General features: G+C 64.5%; 24 protein-coding genes. 17 read left to right on the forward strand and 7 right to left on the reverse strand.

What is annotated here, in order from left to right; translation table 11 throughout:
- Positions 1 to 23 precede the first annotated feature (23 nt).
- On the reverse strand, positions 24 to 1,712 hold the full coding sequence (locus ASE26_RS05785) for a long-chain-fatty-acid--CoA ligase (protein WP_055928051.1): 1,689 nt from the start codon (positions 1,710 to 1,712) through the stop codon (positions 24 to 26).
- Positions 1,709 to 2,209, reverse strand: coding sequence for a helix-turn-helix domain-containing protein (locus tag ASE26_RS05790; RefSeq protein ID WP_055928053.1), 501 nt, complete (start codon positions 2,207 to 2,209; stop codon positions 1,709 to 1,711). The genes ASE26_RS05785 and ASE26_RS05790 overlap by 4 nt, the downstream gene beginning before the upstream one ends.
- A gap of 182 nt (positions 2,210 to 2,391) precedes the next feature.
- Here ASE26_RS05790 and aqpZ point away from each other — a divergent pair, with 182 nt between their 5' ends.
- Complete coding sequence (aqpZ, locus tag ASE26_RS05795; RefSeq protein WP_055928056.1) at positions 2,392 to 3,081, forward strand: aquaporin Z; 690 nt, start codon at positions 2,392 to 2,394, stop codon at positions 3,079 to 3,081.
- A 47-nt stretch (positions 3,082 to 3,128) separates the two neighbouring features.
- On the forward strand, positions 3,129 to 3,461 hold the full coding sequence (locus ASE26_RS05800; RefSeq protein WP_057245756.1) for a cupin domain-containing protein: 333 nt from the start codon (positions 3,129 to 3,131) through the stop codon (positions 3,459 to 3,461).
- On the opposite strand, the gene ASE26_RS05805 is transcribed toward ASE26_RS05800, so the two are convergent.
- The 5 genes from ASE26_RS05805 to ASE26_RS05825 all read right to left on the reverse strand — a co-directional run bounded on the left by ASE26_RS05805 (position 3,442) and on the right by ASE26_RS05825 (position 6,308).
- Positions 3,442 to 4,470, reverse strand: coding sequence for an NAD(P)H-dependent glycerol-3-phosphate dehydrogenase (locus tag ASE26_RS05805; protein WP_055928063.1), 1,029 nt, complete (start codon positions 4,468 to 4,470; stop codon positions 3,442 to 3,444). The two genes, ASE26_RS05800 and ASE26_RS05805, sit on opposite strands and share 20 nt — an antisense overlap.
- 5 nt (positions 4,471 to 4,475) lie before the next feature.
- Entirely contained in the window at positions 4,476 to 4,922 is a 447-nt protein-coding gene (locus ASE26_RS05810) for an SH3 domain-containing protein (RefSeq protein ID WP_055928066.1), read from the reverse strand.
- 85 nt (positions 4,923 to 5,007) lie between these two features.
- The gene (gene secB / locus ASE26_RS05815; RefSeq protein WP_055928071.1) at positions 5,008 to 5,499 is read right to left on the reverse strand and encodes a protein-export chaperone SecB; all 492 of its coding nucleotides are present in this window, start codon (positions 5,497 to 5,499) and stop codon (positions 5,008 to 5,010) included.
- 139 nt (positions 5,500 to 5,638) lie between these two features.
- Positions 5,639 to 5,899 carry a glutaredoxin 3 gene (grxC, locus tag ASE26_RS05820; RefSeq protein ID WP_028103160.1) on the reverse strand — a complete coding sequence of 87 codons (261 nt, stop codon included), beginning with the start codon at positions 5,897 to 5,899 and terminating at the stop codon, positions 5,639 to 5,641.
- A gap of 10 nt (positions 5,900 to 5,909) precedes the next feature.
- Positions 5,910 to 6,308: a rhodanese-like domain-containing protein gene (locus tag ASE26_RS05825; RefSeq protein ID WP_055928261.1), complete on the reverse strand. Its 399-nt coding sequence runs from the start codon at positions 6,306 to 6,308 to the stop codon at positions 5,910 to 5,912.
- A gap of 103 nt (positions 6,309 to 6,411) precedes the next feature.
- Here ASE26_RS05825 and gpmA point away from each other — a divergent pair, with 103 nt between their 5' ends.
- From gpmA to gspE, 15 genes are read left to right on the forward strand one after another with little or no spacing between them, the layout of a single operon-like run.
- A complete protein-coding gene (gene gpmA / locus ASE26_RS05830) occupies positions 6,412 to 7,158 on the forward strand; it encodes a 2,3-diphosphoglycerate-dependent phosphoglycerate mutase (RefSeq protein ID WP_055928075.1) in 747 nt (248 codons plus the stop codon).
- Between the two features lie 11 nt (positions 7,159 to 7,169).
- Positions 7,170 to 8,633, forward strand: coding sequence for a murein hydrolase activator EnvC (locus tag ASE26_RS05835; protein WP_373922076.1), 1,464 nt, complete (start codon positions 7,170 to 7,172; stop codon positions 8,631 to 8,633).
- A 16-nt stretch (positions 8,634 to 8,649) separates the two neighbouring features.
- Entirely contained in the window at positions 8,650 to 10,059 is a 1,410-nt protein-coding gene (locus tag ASE26_RS05840) for a S41 family peptidase (RefSeq protein WP_055928079.1), read from the forward strand.
- Positions 10,060 to 10,812 carry a molybdopterin-synthase adenylyltransferase MoeB gene (locus ASE26_RS05845; RefSeq protein ID WP_057245757.1) on the forward strand — a complete coding sequence of 251 codons (753 nt, stop codon included), beginning with the start codon at positions 10,060 to 10,062 and terminating at the stop codon, positions 10,810 to 10,812.
- Between the two features lie 16 nt (positions 10,813 to 10,828).
- Positions 10,829 to 12,955 (forward strand): amidohydrolase family protein, encoded by a 2,127-nt coding sequence (locus tag ASE26_RS05850; protein ID WP_055928086.1) that lies wholly within the window; start codon positions 10,829 to 10,831, stop codon positions 12,953 to 12,955.
- A gap of 37 nt (positions 12,956 to 12,992) precedes the next feature.
- Complete coding sequence (gspG, locus tag ASE26_RS05855; protein ID WP_055928089.1) at positions 12,993 to 13,427, forward strand: type II secretion system major pseudopilin GspG; 435 nt, start codon at positions 12,993 to 12,995, stop codon at positions 13,425 to 13,427.
- Positions 13,399 to 13,905: a GspH/FimT family pseudopilin gene (locus ASE26_RS05860; RefSeq protein WP_055928099.1), complete on the forward strand. Its 507-nt coding sequence runs from the start codon at positions 13,399 to 13,401 to the stop codon at positions 13,903 to 13,905. Before gspG ends, ASE26_RS05860 begins: the two co-directional genes overlap by 29 nt.
- A gap of 3 nt (positions 13,906 to 13,908) precedes the next feature.
- Complete coding sequence (gene gspI / locus ASE26_RS05865) at positions 13,909 to 14,271, forward strand: type II secretion system minor pseudopilin GspI (protein WP_055928102.1); 363 nt, start codon at positions 13,909 to 13,911, stop codon at positions 14,269 to 14,271.
- A complete protein-coding gene (locus ASE26_RS05870) occupies positions 14,268 to 14,945 on the forward strand; it encodes a type II secretion system protein J (RefSeq protein WP_055928105.1) in 678 nt (225 codons plus the stop codon). The genes gspI and ASE26_RS05870 overlap by 4 nt, the downstream gene beginning before the upstream one ends.
- Positions 14,942 to 15,922 (forward strand): type II secretion system minor pseudopilin GspK, encoded by a 981-nt coding sequence (gspK, locus tag ASE26_RS05875; RefSeq protein WP_055928108.1) that lies wholly within the window; start codon positions 14,942 to 14,944, stop codon positions 15,920 to 15,922. The genes ASE26_RS05870 and gspK overlap by 4 nt, the downstream gene beginning before the upstream one ends.
- A 19-nt stretch (positions 15,923 to 15,941) precedes the next feature.
- Positions 15,942 to 17,174, forward strand: a complete 1,233-nt coding sequence (gene gspL, locus ASE26_RS05880) for a type II secretion system protein GspL (RefSeq protein ID WP_055928111.1) — start codon at positions 15,942 to 15,944, stop codon at positions 17,172 to 17,174.
- Positions 17,174 to 17,692: a type II secretion system protein GspM gene (gspM, locus tag ASE26_RS05885; RefSeq protein WP_057245758.1), complete on the forward strand. Its 519-nt coding sequence runs from the start codon at positions 17,174 to 17,176 to the stop codon at positions 17,690 to 17,692. Before gspL ends, gspM begins: the two co-directional genes overlap by 1 nt.
- On the forward strand, positions 17,689 to 18,462 hold the full coding sequence (gene gspN, locus ASE26_RS05890; protein WP_055928118.1) for a type II secretion system protein N: 774 nt from the start codon (positions 17,689 to 17,691) through the stop codon (positions 18,460 to 18,462). Before gspM ends, gspN begins: the two co-directional genes overlap by 4 nt.
- Entirely contained in the window at positions 18,462 to 20,669 is a 2,208-nt protein-coding gene (gene gspD / locus ASE26_RS05895; RefSeq protein ID WP_055928121.1) for a type II secretion system secretin GspD, read from the forward strand. Before gspN ends, gspD begins: the two co-directional genes overlap by 1 nt.
- A complete protein-coding gene (gene gspE, locus ASE26_RS05900; protein WP_055928124.1) occupies positions 20,666 to 22,090 on the forward strand; it encodes a type II secretion system ATPase GspE in 1,425 nt (474 codons plus the stop codon). Before gspD ends, gspE begins: the two co-directional genes overlap by 4 nt.
- Position 22,091: the final 1 nt, after the last annotated feature.

Raw genomic sequence — 22,091 nt, forward strand, 5'->3', positions numbered from 1 at the left:
AGTACAGGGAATGCAGCAAAAACTTACGCCGCGACCTTTTCGTCGCGCAGCTCACGGCGCAGGATCTTGCCCACATTGGTCTTGGGCAGGGCGTCGCGGAACTCGATGTATTTCGGTTTCTTATAGGCGGTCAACTGCTGTTTGCAGTAGTCCATCAGCTGCTCGCTGGTGAGCGATTGGTGTTTGCGCACCACGAACAGCTTGACGGCTTCGCCCGAACCGGCGTCGGGTACGCCGATGCAGGCGCATTCGAGCACCAGCGGGTGGGCAGCCACCACGCCTTCCACTTCATTGGGGTAAACGTTGAATCCGGAGACCAGGATCATGTCCTTCTTGCGGTCGACAATGCGGACATAACCCTGTTCATCCATGATGCCGATATCGCCCGACTTGAAGTAGCCGGACGGCGTCATGACCTTGGCGGTTTCGTCCGGCCGCTGCCAGTAGCCGGCCATCACCTGCGGGCCGCGGATGGCGATTTCGCCGGCCTGGCCGAAGGGCAGGGGATTGCCGTCGTCGTCGACGATCGCCACTTCGGTCGAGGGCACCGGCAGGCCGATGGTGCCGCTGAAGCCGTTCTGGTCGGGGCGGCACAGGGTCGCCGTCGGCGAGGTTTCCGACAGGCCGTAGCCCTCCAGGATCGGGCTGCCGGTCGCGGCCAGCCAGCGCTCGCTGACCACCTGCTGCACCGCCATGCCGCCGCCCAGCGTGATGCGCAGGCCGGAGAAGTCGACCTGCGCCAGGCCGGGCTGGTTGAGCAAGGCGTTGAACAGCGTGTTCACGCCGGGGAAGAAGTTGACGCGGTACTTGGCCAGCTCCTTGACGAAGCCGGCCATATCGCGCGGATTGGGCACCAGCAGGTTCATCGCGCCCCAGCGCGCGCCCATCAGCATGCAGGCGTTCAGCGCCAGGATGTGGTACAGCGGCAGCGCGCAGACCGTCACCACCTGCTGGTCTTTGGCTGCATTGAGCAGGGCCGGCCCGGCCCACGCATCGTTCTGCAGCATATTGGCAATCACGTTGCGGTGGCTCAGGGTGGCGCCTTTGGACAGGCCCGTGGTGCCGCCCGTGTATTGCAGGAAGGCGATGTCGTCGTGGCCAAGCTGCATCGGGCGCAGGCTCTGGCGGGCGCCCTGGCGCAAGGCTTCGCGGAATGGCACGGCGCCCGGCAGGCTGAAAGGCGGCACCATCTTCTTCACCGTGCGCACCACGAAGTTGACCAGCATGCCCTTGGCGAAACCCAGCAAATCGCCCATGCTGGCCACCACCACGTGCTTCACGCTGGTACGCGGCAGCACTTTTTCCAGCGTGGTGGCGAAGTTCTCGAGGATGAAGATGGCTTCGGCGCCGGAATCGGTCAGCTGGTGCTCCAGTTCGCGCGCGGTGTACAGCGGGTTGACGTTGACCACGGTGCAGCCGGCGCGCAGGATGGCCGCCACCGCGACCGGGTATTGCAGCACATTGGGCATCATCACCGCCACCCGGGCGCCTTTGGCCAGCCCGTGCTGCTGCAGCCAGGCGGCCAGGTGGCGCGAGTGCTCTTCCCACTCGCGGTAGCTCATGGCACTGTCCATGCAGGCATAGGCCTTGCGCGCGGCGAATTTGGCGAAGGATTCTTCCAGCAGGTGCGGCAGGGAGCGGTACTGGCCGGGATCGATGGTGGCCGGAATGCCATCGGGATAGGACTTGAGCCAGACTTTATCGGTATTCATTTTTTGCTTGTCTCCTCTCTCATGCGCATCAAAGCGTGCGTCTTGTCATCGGCGCCGGGGCCGGCCACCGTATCGATCTGCGCCGGCGCCAGGTCGCGCCCATCGGCAGCGCGGATGCCGACCCCGGCCACGGGCAGCCCGGTGGCACGTTCCACCAGCGTCATGCGCGGTCCGTCCGGATGCGGCACCCATTGCTCGCCCCACACCGTCATCGCGGCCAGGATGGGATACAGCGAATGGCCCTTGGGCGTCAGGCGGTAGTGGACGATGCGGGCATCCTCGCTGCATGGCTGGCGCAGCAGGATGCCGTTTTCCACCAGCTTGCCCAGGCGGCGGGCCAGGATATTGGTGCTGATGCCGAGGTGGCGCTGGAAGTCCTGGAAGCGGCTCATGCCGCAGAAGGCGTTGCGCAGGATGACAAAGGTCCACCATTCGCCGACCTGTTCCAGGGTCTGGGCGATGGGGCAATTCATCCCGGCAAACGAACCTTTGCTCATTGGCTTCCGTTTTGGTAGTAAATATATAACATTTACTCTATTGAAATCGCTTGCGTAAAACAAGCGAATTTTCTAGAACGGTCGCTCTATTTTTCTGCGATGCAACACATCACACCGTTGTCATTTGCTCCATTTATAGTTAGTCTGTTTGCACAATTACTAACTCTCAATGGAGCCTGACAATGCAAAAACTGGGTGCGGAATTCTTCGGTACTTTCTGGCTGGTCCTAGGCGGCTGCGGCAGCGCGGTGCTGGCGGCGGCATTCCCCGGCGTGGGGATCGGCTTGCATGGCGTATCGCTGGCCTTCGGCCTGACGGTGCTGACCATGGCCTTCGCCATCGGCCATATTTCAGGCTGCCATTTGAACCCGGCGGTGTCGGTCGGCTTGTGGCTGGGCGGCCGTTTCCCGGCCAAGGATTTGCCGGGCTATATCATGGCGCAGGTGCTGGGCGGCATCGCCGCCGGCGGCGTGCTGTACCTGATCGCCAGCGGCAAGGCCGGCTTTGACGTTGCGGCCGGCTTCGCTTCCAACGGCTACGGCGAGCATTCGCCGGGCGGCTACAGCCTGGTGGCGGCCCTGGTGACCGAAATCGTGATGACGGCCTTCTTCCTGCTGGTGATCCTGGGCGCTACCGACAAGCGCGCGCCGGCCGGCTTCGCCCCGATCGCCATCGGCCTGTGCCTGACCCTGATCCATCTGGTCTCGATCCCGGTCACCAATACCTCGGTCAATCCGGCGCGCAGCACCGGCGTGGCGCTGTACGTGGGCGGCTGGGCCGTAGCGCAGCTGTGGCTGTTCTGGGTGGCGCCGCTGATCGGCGCCGGCGTCGGGGCCGGCATCTACCGCTTTATCGGCGGCGAACAGAAATAAGCGCGGCGGCGCCTGCTGCTATCATTGGGATTCTCCAGGGAGGGTATATGGCGCTACCACATGCATCATCCGGGCAAGTGATCCGGATCAGCCGCGAGACCGGGGAAAGCCTGTCGCAATTTTCTTCCATTGCGCTGGCCAAGACGGAGCAGCTCGAATTGATCCGCATGACCGTGCCCGCCGGCCGGGCCTTGCCGGAACACGCGGTGCGCGGCCAGATCACGCTGCAATGCCTGGAAGGGGAAGTGTCGTTCGACGCCCACGGCCGCAGCACCATCCTGCGTGCGGGCGAGCTGCTGTACCTGGAAGGCGGCGCGCCCCATGCATTGCAGGCGAACGCCGACTCCCTGTTGCTGCTGACTATTTTGCTGCCGGGTTAAAGCTTTCGTAGCGCGGGTCGCGCGCCAGCAGGCCCTGCACCAGGTCGGCCGGCTGCAGGCCGTCGAACAGCACGCTGGCGACGGCATTCGTGATCGGCATGTCGACCCCGAGCCGGCGCGCCAGTTCGCGCACCGCTTTGGCGCAAGGCACGCCTTCGGCCACATGGCCCAGTTCGTTGACCACGGTGTCCAGCGATTTGCCTTGCGCCAGGCCCAGGCCGACGCGGCGGTTGCGCGACAGGTCGCCGGTGCAGGTCAGGATCAGGTCGCCCATCCCGGTCAGGCCCATGAAAGTCTCGACCTGCCCGCCCAGCGCGCTGCCAAGGCGGGTGATCTCGGCCAGGCCGCGCGTGATCAGCGCGGCGCGCGCGTTCAGGCCCAGGCCCATGCCGTCGGCCACGCCGGTGGCAATGGCCAGCACGTTCTTCACCGCGCCGCCCACTTCGACGCCGACCATGTCTTCGCTGGAATAGACGCGCATGGTGCCGCCGTGTACCGCGCCCACCACCAGTTCGCACAGGGCGGCGTTGCTGGAGGCGATGGTCAGTGCGCAAGGCAGGCCCTTGGCCACCTCCTGCGCGAACGAAGGGCCGGACAGGGCGCCAGAGGGCACGCCTTCACCCAGTACTTCGCGCGCGATCTGGTGCGGCAGCATGCCGGTGTCATATTCGAAGCCCTTGCACAGCCAGACGATATTCGGGATCTGCCTGTCCTTCAGCGCATGCAGCAGCGGGCGCAGGCCGGCCACCGGGCAGGCGGCGATCAGCAAACCGTCCTGGCCCACATGGGCCACGGCAGCGTCAAAGTCGGAAGCCACCTGCAGCGCAGGCGGGAAAGGGTAGCCTTTCAGGTAATGCGTATTGTCGCGGGCGGCATCCATTTCAGCCATCGCGGCGGCATTGCGGCCCCACAGCACCACGTCGTGGCGCGCGGCGACCGCGATCGCAACGGCGGTGCCCCAGGCGCCGGCGCCCAGCACGCTGATCTTGCGTTTATGTCCTTGCGGCATCTTGCTTAGTTACCCCAGATGTCATTGCTGCGCACGTAGCCCACCAGGCCATCGCGGTGCTTTACCTTGGTCCAGCCATTGGCCGCAGGTTCCGTCAGCTCCAGCAGCACGCCCTTGTCGGCGACGAACACCACCGGCGAGCTTTCGTCGGCCGCGCCGCGCACCTTGGTATTGGCAGTACGCACGATGACGTTGCGCAGTTTGCTGCTCAAGCCCTTGGCTTCAGTCCAGGCCAGGTCGCCGGCCATATCGCGTACCTTGACCCATTCGCCGTAAGTCAGCACGATTTCCAGCGGGGCGCCGGAAGGGATGATGAAGCGCCTGGCAGCCATGGTCGACGGGGCGCCGTACAGCACGGCAGGATTGGCGCCTACCGACCGGTAGTCGATAGCCTGGGCGCTGGCGCAGGCCAGCAGCGTTGCGGCGATGGCGACAATGCGGCGTAAATTCATCGATTAAGACCTTAAAAATGCGCAAAGGCCCACTGGGGCCTTTGCATGCGGGGGAACCGTGGTTCCCCATGATATCGCAGAAGTATTACTGTACGGTTGCCGAGCCTTCGACCGGGGTCGCACCAGCGTCAGCAGCTTGCTGCTGGGCGATGGCTGCCAGGCGCTGCTGGTAGAACACTTCGAAGTTGATTTCGGCCAGGTGGATCGGCGGGAAACCGGCGCGGGTGATCATGTCGGCGATGTTGGAACGCAGGTATGGGTACACAATGTTCGGGCAGCCGATGCCCAGCAGCGGGTCCAGCTGTTCGGCTGGAATATTGCGGGCTTCGAAGATACCGGCTTGCTTGCCTTCAACCAGGAAAGCGACCTTGTCCTTGATCTTGGCCGTCACGGTCACGGTCACGGTGGACTCGAAGATGCCTTCGGACAGCGGCTCAGCGCCAACGTCCAGTGCCACTTCGATCGAAGGGGCTTCCTGTTCCAGGAAGATAGCTGGGGAATTAGGCTGTTCCAGCGACATGTCTTTCAGGTAGACGCGTTGGATTTGGAACACGGGTTGCAGGTTTTCTTCAGACATGGAACGCTTTCGTATCAGTTATATAGTTAATGCTTGTCCAGGCCACGGGGGTAAGCCCAAGTCAAACGCGACGGCAATTGTAGCAAAACTAGTTTATTTTCCAACCTTTCGCCCGCTTGTCCGTTGTATTTGGGGGCGTTTAAGCTTTTAACAAGGGGTCCAGGCCACCGGCCTGGTCGAGGGCATACAGGTCGTCAAATCCGCCAACGTGGGTGTCGCCGATATAGATCTGCGGCACGGTGCGGCGGCCGGTCTTTTCCATCATGAGCTGGCGCTGGGCCGGGTCGAGGTCGACGCGGATCTTGTTGATGGCGGTGACACCCTTGCTTTCCAGTAAACGCTCGGCGCGCACGCAATATGGGCACACCAGGGTGCTGTACATGGTCACGTTGGCAGTCATGGCAACTCCTTTACTTTGTCAGCGGCAGGTTTTGCGACTTCCAGGCATCGATTCCGCCTTCCATCACGACCACGTCGGAGAAACCGGACTTTTCCAGCATGCGGGCAGCGCTGAAGGCGCTGATCCCTTTATCGCACACCACCACCAGGGTCTTGTCCTTGAACTTCTTCAGTTCGTCCATGCGGTTGCCCAGTTCGGCCAGGGGAATATGCTTGGAATCGATGATACGGCTTTCCGCCTTGTCCTTGGCGCGCACATCGAGGATGCCGGCTTTGCCGCGGTTGATCAGCATGGTGACTTCGGCTGGCGAGGCTTTTTTGCCGCGCTGGGTCAGGACTGGGAACAGCAGGGCGCCGCCGGACACGAGGGCGATGGCGATCAGAAAAATATTGTCGATGATGAATTTCACGGTAATCCAATGGTTGAACTTAATCTGCGCATTATAAAATAGATGCTTGTTCGTGGCTTCGGCGGCGATTTTCACCCATTTCCAACTCTATTGTTATAGCTCTATGTATAAAATCGTATTCATGCGTCACGGCGAGTCCACCTGGAACCTGGAAAATCGCTTCACCGGCTGGACCGATGTGGACCTGACCGAAAAAGGCGTCAACGAAGCCAAATCTGCCGGTAAAATCCTGAAAGATGCCGGCTTCTCCTTCGACCTGTGCTACACCTCCGTGCTCAAGCGCGCCATCCGCACCCTGTGGCTGACCCTGGACGGTATGGATGAAATGTACGTGCCGATCAAGCATGATTGGCGCCTGAACGAGCGTCATTATGGTGCTTTGCAAGGCCTGGACAAGGGCGAAACCGCCGCCAAGTTCGGCGATGCGCAGGTGCTGGTATGGCGCCGCAGCTACGATATCCCGCCGCCGGCACTGGAAGCGGGCGACGAGCGCGCCTCCTTCAACGACCCGCGCTATGCCGGCCTGCCGCAAGATTCCATTCCGCTGACCGAATGCCTGAAAGACACCGTGGCGCGCGTGATGCCGGCCTGGAACGATGACATCGCCCCGGCCATCAAGGCTGGCAAGCAAATCCTGATTTCGGCCCACGGCAACAGCCTGCGCGCCCTGATCAAGATGCTGGACGGCATCAGCGACGAGGAAATCGTCGGCCTCAACATCCCCAACGGCCAGCCGCTGGTGTACGAACTCGATGCCGACCTGAAGCCGATCAAGCACTACTACCTGGGCGACCCGGCAGCCATTGCTGCCGCGCAGGCAGCCGTGGCCAACCAGGGCAAGGCCAAGTAATCCCCGTGGCGCTGCATCCGACTCGCCGCGGCCGCGCCCGGAATTGGCGCGGCGTGGCGCTGGCCCTGCTGCTGGCGCTGGGCGCCGTGCATGGCGCCGACGCTGCCCGGGCCGCTCCCAAACCGACCGAACGCAGCAAGCAAAAAGTTGCTGCCGAGACGGAGCGGGCGGCCTTGTCGCGCAAGCTGGCCAACCTGAAGGCGGAAATCGGCAAGACCGAGAGCGCCAAGGAAGACGCGGCCGATACGCTGGCCGAGTCGGAGGAAGCCATTTCCGACGCCAATCGCACCCTGCGCGATTTGGCGGCGGAGCAATCCCAGATCAATAGCAAGGTGGCCGAGCTGGCTGCCGAGCAGCTGCGCCTGTCCGCCACCGTGGCGGCCCAGAAACAGCAACTGGCCAAGCTGCTGCGCGAGCAGTACGTGGCCGGCAATGAAGACCGCATCAAGCTGCTGCTGTCGGGCGACAATCCCAACCGTATCAACCGCGAACTGCAACTGATGGCCTATGTGTCGCAGTCGCAGGCCAAGCTGCTCGATTCGCTGCGCGCGAACCTGAAAAAGGTCGAGGAAAACCAGGCCGAAGCGCAAAACGCCAAGCAGGAACTGGACGAAATCGCCGAGGAAGAGAAGCAGCAGAAAGCCAAGCTGGAACAGGAAAAAGGCCGCCGCGCCGCCGCCCTGGCCAGCCTGTCGAAGAAGCTGCTGGCGCAGCGCAAGGAAGCCGGCCGCATGGAGCAGGATGCCCAGCGCCTGGATACGCTGGTCGACAAACTGAACAAGCTGATCGAAGAACAGGCGCGCATCGCCGCCGCCGAAAAAGCGCGCCAGGAAAAGCTGGCCGCGGAACGGGCCGCCAAGGCCAGGGCGGAAGCGGAAGCGCGCGCCCTGGCCCGTGCCAAGGCGCAGGCCGAGCGCGAACGCCTGGCGCAGGAAGCGAAAAAAGCCGGCAAGCCGGTGCCGAAGCCGCTGCCGGCGGAAGACGAGCCGAAGGTCGCCACCAAGCCGGAACCTTCCGAGCAGCGCGACGAGAAATCGCCGCGCCCATCCGAAGTGGCGTTGGCGCCGGTCGTGCCGGACGGCGTGTTCGCCCGCATGAAAGGCGATTTGCCGGCGCCGGTCTCCGGCAAGGTGGACAAGCGCTTCGGCAGCAAGAATGCCGAGGGCGTGGCCTGGAAAGGCATGGTGGTGAAGGCCGCCGCCGGCGCCGAAGTGCGCGCCGTGGCGGCGGGCCGCGTAGTGTACGCAACATCGCTGCGCGGCTACGGCAATTTCATTATCATCGACCACGGCGGCCAGTACTGGAGCGGCTACGGCTACAACGAGTCTGTGCTGAAACGCGCGGGCGACGTGGTGAAAGCGGGCGAGGTGATCGCCACCGTCGGAAATACCGGCGGCTATGAAGAATCGGGTTTATACTTTGAAATGCGCCACCAGGGCAAGCCGATAGATCCGGCCGGGTGGGTCAAGTTCTAGCGCCAGAAAGCAATCAATGGGCAACAAAACGAAGAGTCTGGGCCTGGTCGGCCTTGGTATGGTGGCTGGCATAGCCGTCTCGATGCAGTTTTCCGCCCTTGCGCAAAAGGCCGCCACGCCATTGCCGCTGGAAGAACTGCGCACCCTGTCCGAAGTTTTCAGCCTGATCAAGTCCGACTACGTCGAACAGGTCGACGACAAGAAGCTGCTGCAGGACGCCATCGCCGGCATGGTCTCTTCGCTCGATCCGCATTCCACCTACCTCGATAAGAGCGCATTCAAGGAAATGCGCGAATCCATCCACGGCAAGTTTGTCGGCATCGGCATCGAAGTCGGGGTGGAAGACGGCTACATCAAGGTGGTGGCGCCGATCGAGGATTCGCCGGCCTGGCGCGCCGGCATCAAGGCGGGCGACCTGATCACCCGCCTCGACAGCCAGCCGCTGAAAGGCCTGTCGCTGGACGAGGCGATCAAGAAAATGCGCGGCGAGCCGCGCACCAAGGTGGTGCTGACGGTGTCGCGCAAGGATGAAGAAAAGCCGCTCCTGATTCCCATCGTGCGCGAGGAAATCCGCGTGCAGAGCGTGAAGGTGAAGATGGTGGAGCCGGACTACGCCTGGCTGCGCATCTCGCAATTCCAGGAGCCGACGGTGGAAGACATGGCGAAGAAGCTCGGCGCCCTGTATGCCAGGAACCCGAACATCAAAGGCCTGGTGCTGGACCTGCGCAACGACCCGGGCGGCGTGGTGCAGGGCGCGGTCGGCGTATCGGCCGCCTTCCTGCCCAAGGATGCGCTGGTGGTGTCCACCGACGGCCAGCTGGCCGATTCCAGGCAGGCTTTCCATGCCACCTCGGAAAACTATTCCAGCCGCAGCGGCGGCGACCCGCTGGCCAAGCTGCCGGCCGCGCTGAAGTCGGTGCCGATGGTGGTGCTGGTCAACGGCGGCTCCGCTTCGGCCTCCGAAATCGTGGCCGGCGCGCTGCAGGATTACAAGCGCGCCATCGTCATGGGCAGCCAGACTTTCGGCAAGGGCTCGGTGCAGACGCTGCGCCAGATCACCGCCGATTCGGCCGTCAAGCTGACCACCGCACGCTACTTCACGCCGAACGGCCGCGGCATCCAGGCCAAGGGCATCGTGCCGGACGTGCTGGTGGATGAAACCGCGGAGGGCGATGCCATCAACAGCCTGCGCCTGCGCGAAGCCGATTTGCAGAAGCACCTGGTCAACAGCGAGGGCGAGGAAGACAAGCAAGGGCGCATCCGCCGCGACGAACTGGAGGAAGAGCAGCGCCTGCTGGCTGCCGCGAAAAAGCAGAAGCCTTTCGAATTCGGCGGCAAGGACGACTTCCAGCTGGAACAGGCGCTGCGCCATTTCAAGGGTTTGCCGGTAAAGACAGCTTCCAAGCCTGAGCTGGCAGCGAAGTAGATGAACGACCAGCAGCTGCTGCGATATTCGCGCCATATCCTGCTCGACGAAATCGGCATCGAGGGGCAGCAGGCGATCTTGCAGGGCAGGGCACTGGTGATCGGCGCCGGCGGCCTTGGCTCGCCGGCAGCGCTCTACCTGGCCTCGGCCGGCATCGGCCAGCTGACCATCGTCGACCATGACAGCGTCGACCTGACCAACCTGCAGCGCCAGATCGCCCACACCACCGCGCGTGTCGGCCAGCCCAAGGCTGAATCGGCGCGCACCACGCTGAACGCCATCAACCCCGAGTGCCACGTGAACGCCCTGGTCGAACGGGCCGACGATGCGCGCCTGGCAGCGCTGGTGGCGCAGCACGACGTGGTGCTGGACTGCAGCGACAACTTCAAGACCCGCCACGCCGTCAACCGCGCCTGCGTGGCGCACCGCGTGCCGCTGGTGTCCGGCGCCGTGATCCGCTTCGACGGCCAGGTCAGCGTGTTCGATACCAGGGTGGCCGGCCCTTGCTACTCCTGCCTGTTCCCGCAAGACCAGCCGTTCGAGGATGTGGCCTGCTCCACCATGGGCGTGTTCGCGCCGCTGGTGGGCGTGGTCGGCGCCATGCAGGCGGCCGAAGCGCTCAAGCTGGTGATGGGAATCGGCGAATCGCTGTCCGGCCGCCTGTTGCTGCTGGATGGATTGCGCATGGAGTGGAACAGCATCAGCATCACCCGCAACGAGGCCTGCCCTGTGTGCGGGACACCACATCAATAAACTGGAGATCCCACAAATGAAGCGAGTTTCCGCCGTCCTGGCGCTGGCGATTGCGAGTGCGTTCAGCGCACAGGCAGCCGTTACGCAAACCACCCGCTACGTCATCATTTCCGAGAACAACGGCAAGCAGATGGGCGAGCAGGTGGTGGAAAACCACGACGACGGCCTGACCAAGGTTCGCTACATCTACAAGGACAACGGCCGCGGCCCTGAACTGACCGAGGAATTCCGCCTGGCACCCGACGGCACCATGTCCTACTACCACTCCCAGGGCAATTCGACCTTCGGCGCCGTGGTGGACGAGACCTTCGAGCGCAAGGGCGACAAGGCGCAGTGGAAATCCACCACTGAGCAGGGCGCGCAGGAAGTGCGCGGCCCGGCCGTGTACGTGGCGCTGAACGGCAGCTTCGAAGTGGACTCGCGCGCGATTGCCGCACTGGCCAGGACGCGGTCGGCCAGCATCCCGCTGCTGCCTTCCGGCACCCTGAAGCAAACCGTGCTCGATGAAGTGCAGGTTGCAGGTCCCAAGGGCCAGTCGCAGCAGGTGCAGCTGGTGGCGCAGACCGGCCTTGGGCTGAGCCCGAAATTCCTGTGGATCACCAAGGGCGCCAATCCTTCCCTGTTTGCCGTGGTGGAGCCGGGCACCTATGTGTTCGCCATCGAGGGCTGGCAGGACAACGGCAAGGTGCTGGCCGAGCGCCAGAAAGTCGCCGAAGCGAAAATGCTGAACGACCTGGCCGCCAAGCTGCAGCATCCGCTGCAAGGCCTGACCGTGGTCAAGAACGCCCGCATCTTCGACAGCGGCAAAGCCACCGTCGGCGCGCCGTCCGACGTGTACGTGCTGCGCGGGCGCATCTCGGCCATTTTGCCGGCCGGCTCGCCGGTACGCGGCGCCGTCAATGAGATCGATGCCGGCGGCCGCATCATGCTGCCGGGCCTGTTCGACATGCATGGCCACATCACCCGCTGGGAAGGTGCGCTGCACGTTGCCGCCGGCGTGACCACGCTGCGCGACATGGGCAATGACAACGCCCAGCTGCAGATGATGATCGACGAAACCGACGACGGCGAGCTGCTGGGGCCGCAGATCGTGCCGGCCGGCTTCCTGGAGGGCGAAAGCTCGTATTCCTCCAACGGCGGCTTCGTGGTGAAAACGCTGGAGCAGTCCAGGCGCGCCATCGACTGGTATGCCGAACATGGCTACCCGCAGCTCAAGATCTACAACTCCTTCCCGAAAGAGATCCTGAAGGACACCGTGGCCTACGCCCATGCGCGCGGCATGCGCGTCTCCGGCCACGTGCCGGCCGGCCTGCGCGCCCAGCAGGCGCTGGATGCCGGCTACGACGAGCTGCAGCACATCAACCAGGTGATGCTGAACTTCCTGTTCAAGCCGGGCGTGGAAACGCGCAGCCTGGAGCGCTTCTACCTGCCGGCCGAAAAAGTCGCCGGCCTGGACTTCAACTCGAAGGAAGTGAAAGACTTTGTCGCCACGCTCAAGAAAAAGCAGATCGTGATCGACCCGACCCTGGCTACCTTCGCCTTCCTGAAACAGAAGGACGGCGACGTCAACGAGCCGTGGGCGGCGGTGGAAGACAATATGCCGCCCGACGTGGCGCGCGGCTTCCACGTCGGCACCATGAAGATCCCGGATGCGGCGACCCAGGCGCGCTACGAAAAGTCCTTCGCCAAGATGGTGCAGTTCGTCGGCATCCTGCATAAAGCCGGCGTGCCGATCGTGGCCGGCACCGACGACCTGGCAGGCTTCACCCTGCATTCCGAGCTGGCGCTGCTGGTGAAAGCCGGCCTGAGCCCGGCCGAAGCGATCCAGGTTGCCACCCGCAACGGCGCCCGCTACACCCGCACCAGCGCCGACCGCGGCAGCATCGAGACCGGCAAGCTGGCCGACCTGGTGCTGGTCGATGGCGACCCGACCAGGGATATCGAAGACTTGCGCAAGGTAGCTGCCGTCATCACGCGCGGCCAGGTGGTCTATCCTAAGGAGGTGGACGAGGCGCTGGGCATCAAGCCATTCGTCGCCCAGGTACCGGTGGTGAGGCCGCTGCCAGCCGTGCCGTCGAATATCGCCGGCTCGAACGACGGACTGTTGCGCCGCGCAGGCGCAATTGGCCGCAAGCACGATTGAATCACTTATACTGCCAGTTTAATTTTTAGTGAATCTTATGCAAATACCAAGCAAACGCCGCTCCGGCGGCTTCACGCTGATCGAAATCATGGTGGTGGTCGTGATCATGGGCGTGCTGGCGGCACTGGTGCTGCCTAAGGTGCTGGACCGCGTGGGGCAGTCCAAGACTGCCGCCGCCAAGGTCGAAATCTCCACCATCATGCAGGCGCTGAAGATGTACAAACTGGATAACCAGCGCTACCCGACCACGGAACAGGGCCTGCAAGCCCTGATAGCCAAGCCGACCGCCGGCCCTGCCGCCAACGGCTGGAAGGCGCCGTACCTGGAAAAAATGCCGAAGGACCCATGGGGCAACCAATACCAGTTCCTGTACCCGGGCGTAAAGGGTGAAGTCGATGTGTTCTCGTATGGCGCCGACGGCCAGCCAGGCGGCAGCGGCGACGATGCAGATATCGGTTCCTGGGAAATCTAAGCGCGCGGCAGCGCAATGTGCCGGGCGTTTTGCCGGGTTCACGCTGATCGAGCTGCTGGTGGTGCTGGTCATCATCGGCATCACGCTCGGCCTGACCGTGATGAATGTCGCGCCGTCCCAGGCGCAAGCCATGCAGAAGGAAGCGCAGCGCATCGCGCTCCTGATGCAATTGGCGCGCGATGAAGCCATCGTGCGCAACCGGCCGATCGCTTTCGAGGCGGGGCCGGACAGTTACCGTTTCCTGGTGCGTAATGACAAGACCTGGGAAACGCTGCCGCAGGACGACCTGCTGCGCGAACGTTCTTTCCAGTTCAGCCCTATCACGCTGTTGCTTGACCCGCCGACCAATGTGCCGGGCACCATGCGCATCGTGTTCGGCCGCGAACCGGTCGACCGGCCTTTCACGCTGACCATGAGCAGCGGCGATCTGCGCGCCAATATCCACGCCGACGGTGTCGGCCATTTCACGGTGGACTGACGAATGCGGCAACGAGGCTTTACCCTGCTGGAAGTGCTGGTGGCGCTGCTGATTGTCTGCACCGCGCTGGGCGCCGCCCTGCGCGCCATGGGCAGCCTGACGCAGAACAGCGACGGGCTGCGCACCAATATGATGGCCATCTGGTCGGCCGAGAACCGCATGGTGCAGGTACGCCTGGCCAAGGTCTGGCCGGCGCCGGGCAAGACCACGTTCGAATGCCCGCAAGCCGATTTCAAGTTCATTTGTGAAGAAGTCGTGTACTCCCTGCCGAACCCGCGCATGCGCCGCATCGAAGTGAGCGTCTACGAAGCCAGCGCGCCGGAACGGCGCATCACGTCGCTGAACCAACTGGTGCTGCAAGAATGAAGAACAGGCGCGGCTTTACCCTGATCGAACTGCTGGTGGCGATCACCGTGCTGGCCATTGTCGCCGTGCTGGGCTGGCGCGGGCTGGACGGCATCGTGCGCTCGCGCGAGCAGCTCACGCAGAACATGGAGCAGACGCGCGGCACCCAGCTCACGTTCGCCCAGATGCAAAGCGACCTGGAACAGTTTGCCGACAAGCCCCTGCTGCGCGAACGCCAGAACATGCTGGCCGAGAACAACCGCCTGGTCTTCGTGCGTACCGTGCTGGTGGAAAATGCGCCTTCGCAGCTGCAGGTGGTCAGCTACACCATCCGCGACGGCGTGCTCTCGCGCAGCGAGTCGCGGGGCGCGCGCGACCTGCAGCAGCTGGACGCGCTGTGGAAAGCCGCCCTGGAGCAATCCAGCACCCAGGCGACGGTTGGCTTGCAGGCCAGCGTGAGCAGTATGGAGTTCAGGCTGTGGGAAGGCGGCGGCTGGCGCCAGCCGAACAATGCCGCGACGGCGCCTGCCGATGGCATGAAATGCGCCGATCCCGACCCCGGCAAATGCAAGGATTTTGCGGCCAAAGCCGCTGCGGCCAACAAGGCCGAAGGCCCGACCGGGCTGGAAATCTCGCTGCAGATCCAGGGCCAGCCGGCGCCCCTGGTCAAGGTTTTCCTGTTGGGGGCCGTATGAAACGACGTTTCCGTGCGCGCCAACGCGGTGTCGCTGTTGTTACCGCGCTACTGCTGACCACACTGGCGGTCACCATTGTGGCCAACCTGTTCTGGCAGCAGCAGGTGCAGGTGCGCTCGATTGAAAACCAGCGCCTGCATTCCCAGGCGCGCTGGCTGCTGCGCTCGGTCCTTGATTTCGCAAGGCTTGTGCTGCGCCAGGACATGCTGAACAGCCGCAGCATGACGGTTGCCGACGGTCTTTGGGCGACGCCGGTGGCGCCCACCCGGCTTGACGACCTTATCAAGCGCGAACGGATTGAAGGCGAAAGTTTCGATGCCAGCTTTTCCGGACAGAATTACGACGCACAATCGCGCTACAATCTTGCGAATCTGGCCAGCACGACCGGCTCCGGCGGCATCAACAAGAAACAGGTGGCGGTGTTTGCGCGCCTGCTGCAAATCCTGCAGCTTGACCCGGCGCTGGCCAAGGTGGTCGCGACCCAGGTGGCGCGCAGCGAGGGCGCAGGCCTGCTGCAGCAGCCTCCCGGGACCCCGCCAGCGCCGGACGTCGAGACGGTAGCAGCGGGCAGCGGGCAGCCGATGAAGATGCTGCGGGCGGAAGATTTGTTGTCGGTGTCCGGCTTTGACCAGAAGGCCATCGACAAGCTGCGTGACCTGGTCATCGTCTTGCCGGCGGCGACGCCGATCAATGTCAACACGGCACCGGCGGAATTGCTGGCGGCCTTGATCAACGGTTCGGTGTCGGAAGGGCAGAACCTGGTGATAGCGCGCAAGCGCACCCCGTTCCTCAACGTCGGGACCTTCAAGGATAATGCGCGCAAGCCGCTGCTGCTGCAGGACAGCGATATAGACTGCCGCAGCGATTATTTCCTGGTGATGAGCCGGATAAAGCTGGATCGGGCGGAACTGGTGTCATGGTCGCTGATCCACCGCGACCAGAACGGCACCCAGGTGGTGTGGATACGGGAAATTTAAGGAATAGGGAAGGCCAGCTTTGACAACACTCTACATTCGGTATCCAGCCCGCGCTGCCGCCGCCGACAACGGCGTGCCGGCGAGCTGCCAGTTCGCGCTGGTGGGCGATGGCGGCAATGTGATGCAGCAGGGCGCCGGTGCGCTGGGCAACCTGGGCGAACTGGTGTCGGGCGCGCGCCGCGTGGTGCTGCTGCTGGCAGCCGCCGATGTTTCGCTGCTGAAAGTCAAAATGCCGCCGCTGTCGGGCGCCCGGCTGAAGGCCGCCCTGCCCAACCTGGTGGAAGAACAGGTGCTGGGCGACCCGGCCGACTGCGTGCTGGCCCTGGCGCCTGCCAGCGGCGACAGCGACGAGCGCGTGGTGGCGGTGGCCAACCGCGCCTGGCTGGAAGTGCTGGTCAAGGCGCTGGTGGCGCAAGGCGCGCACGGCGTATCGGCATTGCCGGTGCAATTGAGCCTGCCGCTGGCGCCGGGCAGCGTCTCCGCCGCCCTGGGCGTGGACGAGGCCGGCCTGGAACTGACCCTGCGCAGCGCGCCGAATGAAGGCCTGGGCCTGACCCTGCCCAATGCCGCCGAACCCGCGCTGCACACCCTGCGCGCACTGGCCGGCGAAGCCCCGCTCACGCTGTACGTGGCGCCGGCCCAGCGCGCCGAGTATGCCGCGGCGGCAGCCAATGTGCCGGGCATTACGATTGAAGAAGACAACTGGGTGCACCGTATCGCTGCTGCGAAAGCGGTGACGTTCGACCTGGCCGCCGGCCTGGGCGCCGTCAGCGGCGCCACCGCCCGCGCCTGGGCGCGCTGGAAGTGGCCGTACCGCATTGCCATCGCGGCGGTGCTGGTCAATATCGTCGGCATGAACTGGGAATGGATGCGCCTCAAGCGCGAAGCCGATGCCGTGAAACAGAACATGGTGCAGGTATTCCGCGCGGCCTACCCCAACCAGCCCGTCACTGGCGACCCGGTAGCGCAAATGCGCCGTAATATCGCCCTGGCGCGCGCCAGCAACGGCGCTGGTACTGCCGATGAATTCACCAATATGAGCGCCGTGCTGGGCGAAGCACTGGCCGTGCTGCCTAACCGCGAAGCGGTGGCAGGCATCGAATACAAGGAACGCAGCATGACGGTCAGGTTCAAGCCGAACAGCGTCGACGCCAACGCGCTGGCGCAAGTGCAGGCCGCGCTGGCGCAGCGCAAGATGAGCGCCACCGAAAGCGGCCCTGGCGTGTGGCTGGTGAAGGCGGGGGGCAAATAATGGCAAAACTGCATGACGCCATCAACGGCTACCGTGCTGCTGCCGCCGCCTGGTGGGGCGCGCGCACCGAGCAGGAGCAGCGCATGCTGGCCATCGGCGGCACCGTGGTCGGCCTCGGCCTGGTGTGGGGCGTGCTGGTCGACCCGGCGCTGTCCGGCCGTGCCAGGCTGCAGAAGGAGCTGCCGCAACTGAACCAGCAGGTGGCCGAACTGCAAGCGCTGGCCGGCGAGGCGAGCCAGCTGGCGGCCCAGCCGCCGGTGCAGCCGCAGCCCCTGAGCAAGGACGGTGTGGCGGCGCGGCTGCAAGCGGCCGGCCTGGTTACGCAAAACCTGGCGGTCACGGGCGATTACATTAAAGTGGAATTCAAGGGTGTGCCGTTTGCCGGCCTGGTGACCTGGCTCGATGCGATGCGCCGCGAGCAGCGCGTGGCAGTGCAGGAAGGCAGCGTGACGCAGCAAGGCCCGGCTGGCCAGGTGGACGCCAACCTGACCCTGCGCCAGGAGTCGTCCGCACAATGAAGCGCACAGTATTGTGGTTGCTGGCGATTGTGCTCAGCGCAGGCCTGACGGTGCTGGTTTTCCTGCCTGCCAGCTGGATGGGGCAAGTCGTGGAAAGCCAGAGCGGCGGCCGTTTGACCCTGGGCGATGCGCAGGGTACGCTGTGGCGCGGTTCCGCCTTCATCGGTGGCGCCGCCAGCAAGGATGGCGCGGTCACGCCGCTGTTGCCGGGACGATTCAGCTGGCGCCTGTCGCCGCTGGTCCTGTTCGGCAGCGTCGACCTGGAATTGCAGAACCCGGACGCCCTGACGCAGCCGGTGTCGCTGCGCGGCGGCTGGAACAGCTGGGACGTCAGCCCGGCGGCCCTGATGCTGCCGGCCGACGGCCTGGCGGGACTGGGTGCGCCGCTGAACACGCTGGCGCCAAGCGGCAGCATGAAGCTGTCCTGGACTTCGCTGCACCTGGCGCGGGAAGGGCAGGCGGTGGCGCTGAATGGCCGCACCACGCTGGAAATGCAGGACATGTCGTCACGCCTGACGCCGGTGAAGCCGCTGGGCAGCTACCAGCTGGCCTTCGACTGGAAAGGGCAGCAAGCCGCGCTGGCGCTGAATTCGCAGCGCGGCCCGCTGTTGTTGAGCGGTGCGGGAAAGTTCGAGCGTGGCCGATTGGAGTTTTCCGGCCAGGCGGAAGCGGCAACAGGATTTGAAGACCAGCTTGGCGGCCTGCTGAGCATGCTGGGCCAGCGTAAGCCAAATAGCGTTAAAAACGTCATTGCACTAGAGTTCCGATAATGAAAACACACACTGCAAGCCCAACCCCCTTCCCGGCACTGCGCCGACTGAGCGCTGCCGCGCTGCTGTGCTGTGCGCTGGCGCCTGCCGCCGCCCCGGTGCCGGCCTGGGCCCAGCCCAATGACGAAGCCGCGCTGAATTTTGTCGGCGCCGACATCGAATCGGTGATCAAGGCCGTCGGCCATTACACCAACATCACCTTCCTGATCGACCCGCGCGTCAAAGGCACGCTGACCCTGGTCTCGGAGAAATCCATCACCAAGTCGCAAGCCTTCCAGCTGCTGGCCTCCGCGCTGCGCCTGCAAGGCTACGCCATCGTCAGCGGCGACGGCTACGCCAAGGTGGTGCCGGAAGCGGAAGCCAAGCTGCAGGCCTCGCCGACCGTCATCGGCGGCCAGAAAAGCCCGCAGGGCGACCAGATCGTGACCCAGGTGTTCCACCTGAACCACGAAAACTCGGCCAACCTGGTGACCGTGCTGCGTCCCCTGATCACGCCGAACAACACCATCAACGCCAACCCGGGCAACAACACCCTGGTCATTACCGACTACTCGGACAACCTGAAGCGCCTGGCCAAGATCGTCGCCTCGCTCGACGCGCCGTCGTCGGCCGACCTGGACGTGGTGCCGGTGCGCTACGCCATCGCCAGCGACCTGGCCGCCATGATCAACAAGCTGATGGAACCGGGCGCCGGCGGCGATGCCGGCCGCGTCACCCTGGTGCCGGACCCGCGCACCAATTCGCTGGTGGTGCGCGCCCCGTCTGCGGCGCGCGCCAACCTGGCCAAGTCCCTGATCGCAAAGCTGGACCAGCCGACCGCGCAGGCGGGCAATGTGCACGTGGTCTACCTGAAGAATGCGGAAGCCACCAAGCTGGCGGAAACCCTGCGCTCCGTGGTGTCGGGCGACGGCGGCAGCAGCAGCAGCAGCCAGTCGGGCAGCGCCAGCCTGTCTTCGCAAACCGGCGGCACCGGCAACAACCCGGGCGGCCAGTACGGCATGGGCCAGTCCTCGCAAGCGGGCACCGGCCAGAACGGCCCGAGCAACCCGGCGCTGCAAAGCGGCAGCCGCAGCGGCGCGCAGTCGTCGGGCGCCGGCGGTGCGGCCGGCTATATCCAGGCCGATGCCACCACCAATACCCTGATCATCACCGCGCCGGAAGCCGTGTACCGCAACCTGCGCTCCGTGATCGACCAGCTGGACGTGCGCCGCGCGCAGGTCTACATCGAATCGATGATCGTCGAAGTCAACGCCGACAAGCTGTCCGAATTCGGCGTGCAGTGGGCGGGCCTGAGCGGCAACTCCAACAGCAGCTACCGCATCGGCGGCGGCACTTCCTTCGCGACCGACTCCGGCAACAACCTGATCAGCCTGAACAACCTGGCCAATGGCGGCACCGGCACCGCGGTGCCGACGCCGCCTGGCGCCGGCCTGACGCTGGGCGTGTTCAAACAGCTCGCCAACGGCAAGCTGGGACTGGGCGCGATTGCCCACGCGCTGGGCTCGGACGGCGACAGCAATATCCTGTCCACGCCGAACATGATCACGCTGGACAATGAAGTGGCCACCATCAAGGTCGGCCAGAACGTGCCGATCGTGACCGGCTCCTACAACACCTCGGCCGGCACCACCGGCAACCCGTTCACCACGGTGGACCGCAAGGACGTCGGCATTACCCTGAAGGTGCGGCCGCAGATTTCGGAAGGCGGCACCATCAAGCTGGCGATCTATAACGAGAGCTCGAGCATCGACACCAGCGTGACCTCGAACAGTGGCCTGATCCTGAAGAACCGCGTGATCGAGACCAATATCCTGGCCGACGACGGCCAGGTGCTGATCCTCGGCGGCCTGATCCAGGACGACACCAGCGATGGCGTGGAAAAAGTGCCGGGCCTGGGCGATATCCCGATCATCGGCAACCTGTTCAAATACCAGAAGCGCAGCCGCAAGAAAACCAACCTGATGGTGTTCCTGCGCCCGGTGGTGGTGCGCAACCGCGAACAGCAGATGAGCCTGACCGCCGACCGCTACGACTTCATCCGCGCTTCGCAGGAAGCGTCCAAGCCTGCGTCGAGCATGGTGATGCAGGACCTGGGCCGTCCAGTCCTGCCGGAGCTGGTGAACGGTGAACCGAGCGGCGGCGGCCAGATGGTGCGTCCGGTGCCACCGGCGCCGCGCAGCACGCCTGAACAGAAGCAACAGCAATGAGCAACCTGCTGCCCTACGCCTTTGCGCGCGACTTCCTGGTGCTGGCCCAGCCCAGCGCCGAAGCCGAGCACGCGGTCGACGTGATGATGTCGGCCGCCACCCCGGCTTCCGCGATTGCGGAAGTGTCGCGCCGCTTCGGCCGCATCAACCTCAAGCACCTGTCGCGCGCCGACCTGGAAGCGGCGATTGCCACCGCCTACGCCAGTGCCAGCGGCGACGCTTCCCAGGTTGCGGAAGAATTCGACGCCGACCTGGACCTGACCAAGCTGCTGCAGGACGTGCCGGCCATTGAAGACCTGCTGGAATCGTCCGACGATGCGCCGGTGATCCGCATGATCAATGCACTGCTGACGCAAGCCCTGCGCGACGGCGCATCGGACATCCACATCGAACCGTTCGAGCAGACCTCGGTGGTGCGTTTCCGCGTCGACGGCGCGCTGCGCGACATCGTGCGCCCGCGCAAGGCGATCCACGGCTCGCTGATTTCGCGCATCAAGATCATGGCGCAGCTGGATATTGCAGAAAAGCGCCTGCCGCAGGACGGCCGCATCACGCTGCGCGTGGGCGGCAAGCCGGTCGACGTGCGCGTCTCCACGCTGCCGACCGGCCACGGCGAACGCGCCGTGCTGCGCCTGCTGGACAAGGAGGCGGGCCGGCTCGACCTGTCCCACCTCGGCATGAGCGAGAAAATGACGGGGCAGTTCAACAGCCTGATCAACCAGCCGCACGGCATCGTGCTGGTCACCGGGCCGACCGGCTCCGGCAAGACCACCACGCTGTACGCCGCGCTGTCGATGCTGAACAACACTTCCACCAACATCATGACGGTGGAAGACCCGGTCGAATACGACCTGCACGGCGTCGGCCAGACCCAAGTCAATGCGCGTATCGACATGACTTTCGCCAAGGCCCTGCGCGCCATCCTGCGCCAGGACCCGGACGTGATCATGATCGGCGAGATCCGCGACCTGGAAACGGCGCAGATCGCGGTGCAGGCCTCGCTGACCGGCCACCTGGTGCTGGCGACGCTGCACACCAACGATGCCGCCGCCGCCGTGACCCGTTTGCTGGACATGGGCATCGAACCGTTCCTGCTGTCGTCTTCCCTGCTCGGCGTGCTGGCCCAGCGCCTGGTGCGCAAGCTGTGCCCCAGCTGCAAGAGCTTCGACGGCGCGCAATGGAAGGCCGTCGGCTGCGAACATTGCGGCAACACCGGCTACCAGGGCCGCGTCGGCATCTACGAGCTGCTGCAGACCGACGAGCATATCCGCGCCCAGATCCACGACCGCACTTCGGAAGCGGAAATCCGCGCCACCGCGCAGCAGCAGGGCGGCATGATCACCATGCGCGAAGACGGCGAACGCTGGCTGCAGCAGGGCGTCACCACGCCGGCCGAATTGCTGCGCGTGACGAAGGACTAAG

It is taken from the genome of Duganella sp. Root198D2 (genome assembly GCF_001428585.1).
Taxonomy (GTDB): domain Bacteria; phylum Pseudomonadota; class Gammaproteobacteria; order Burkholderiales; family Burkholderiaceae_D; genus Rugamonas.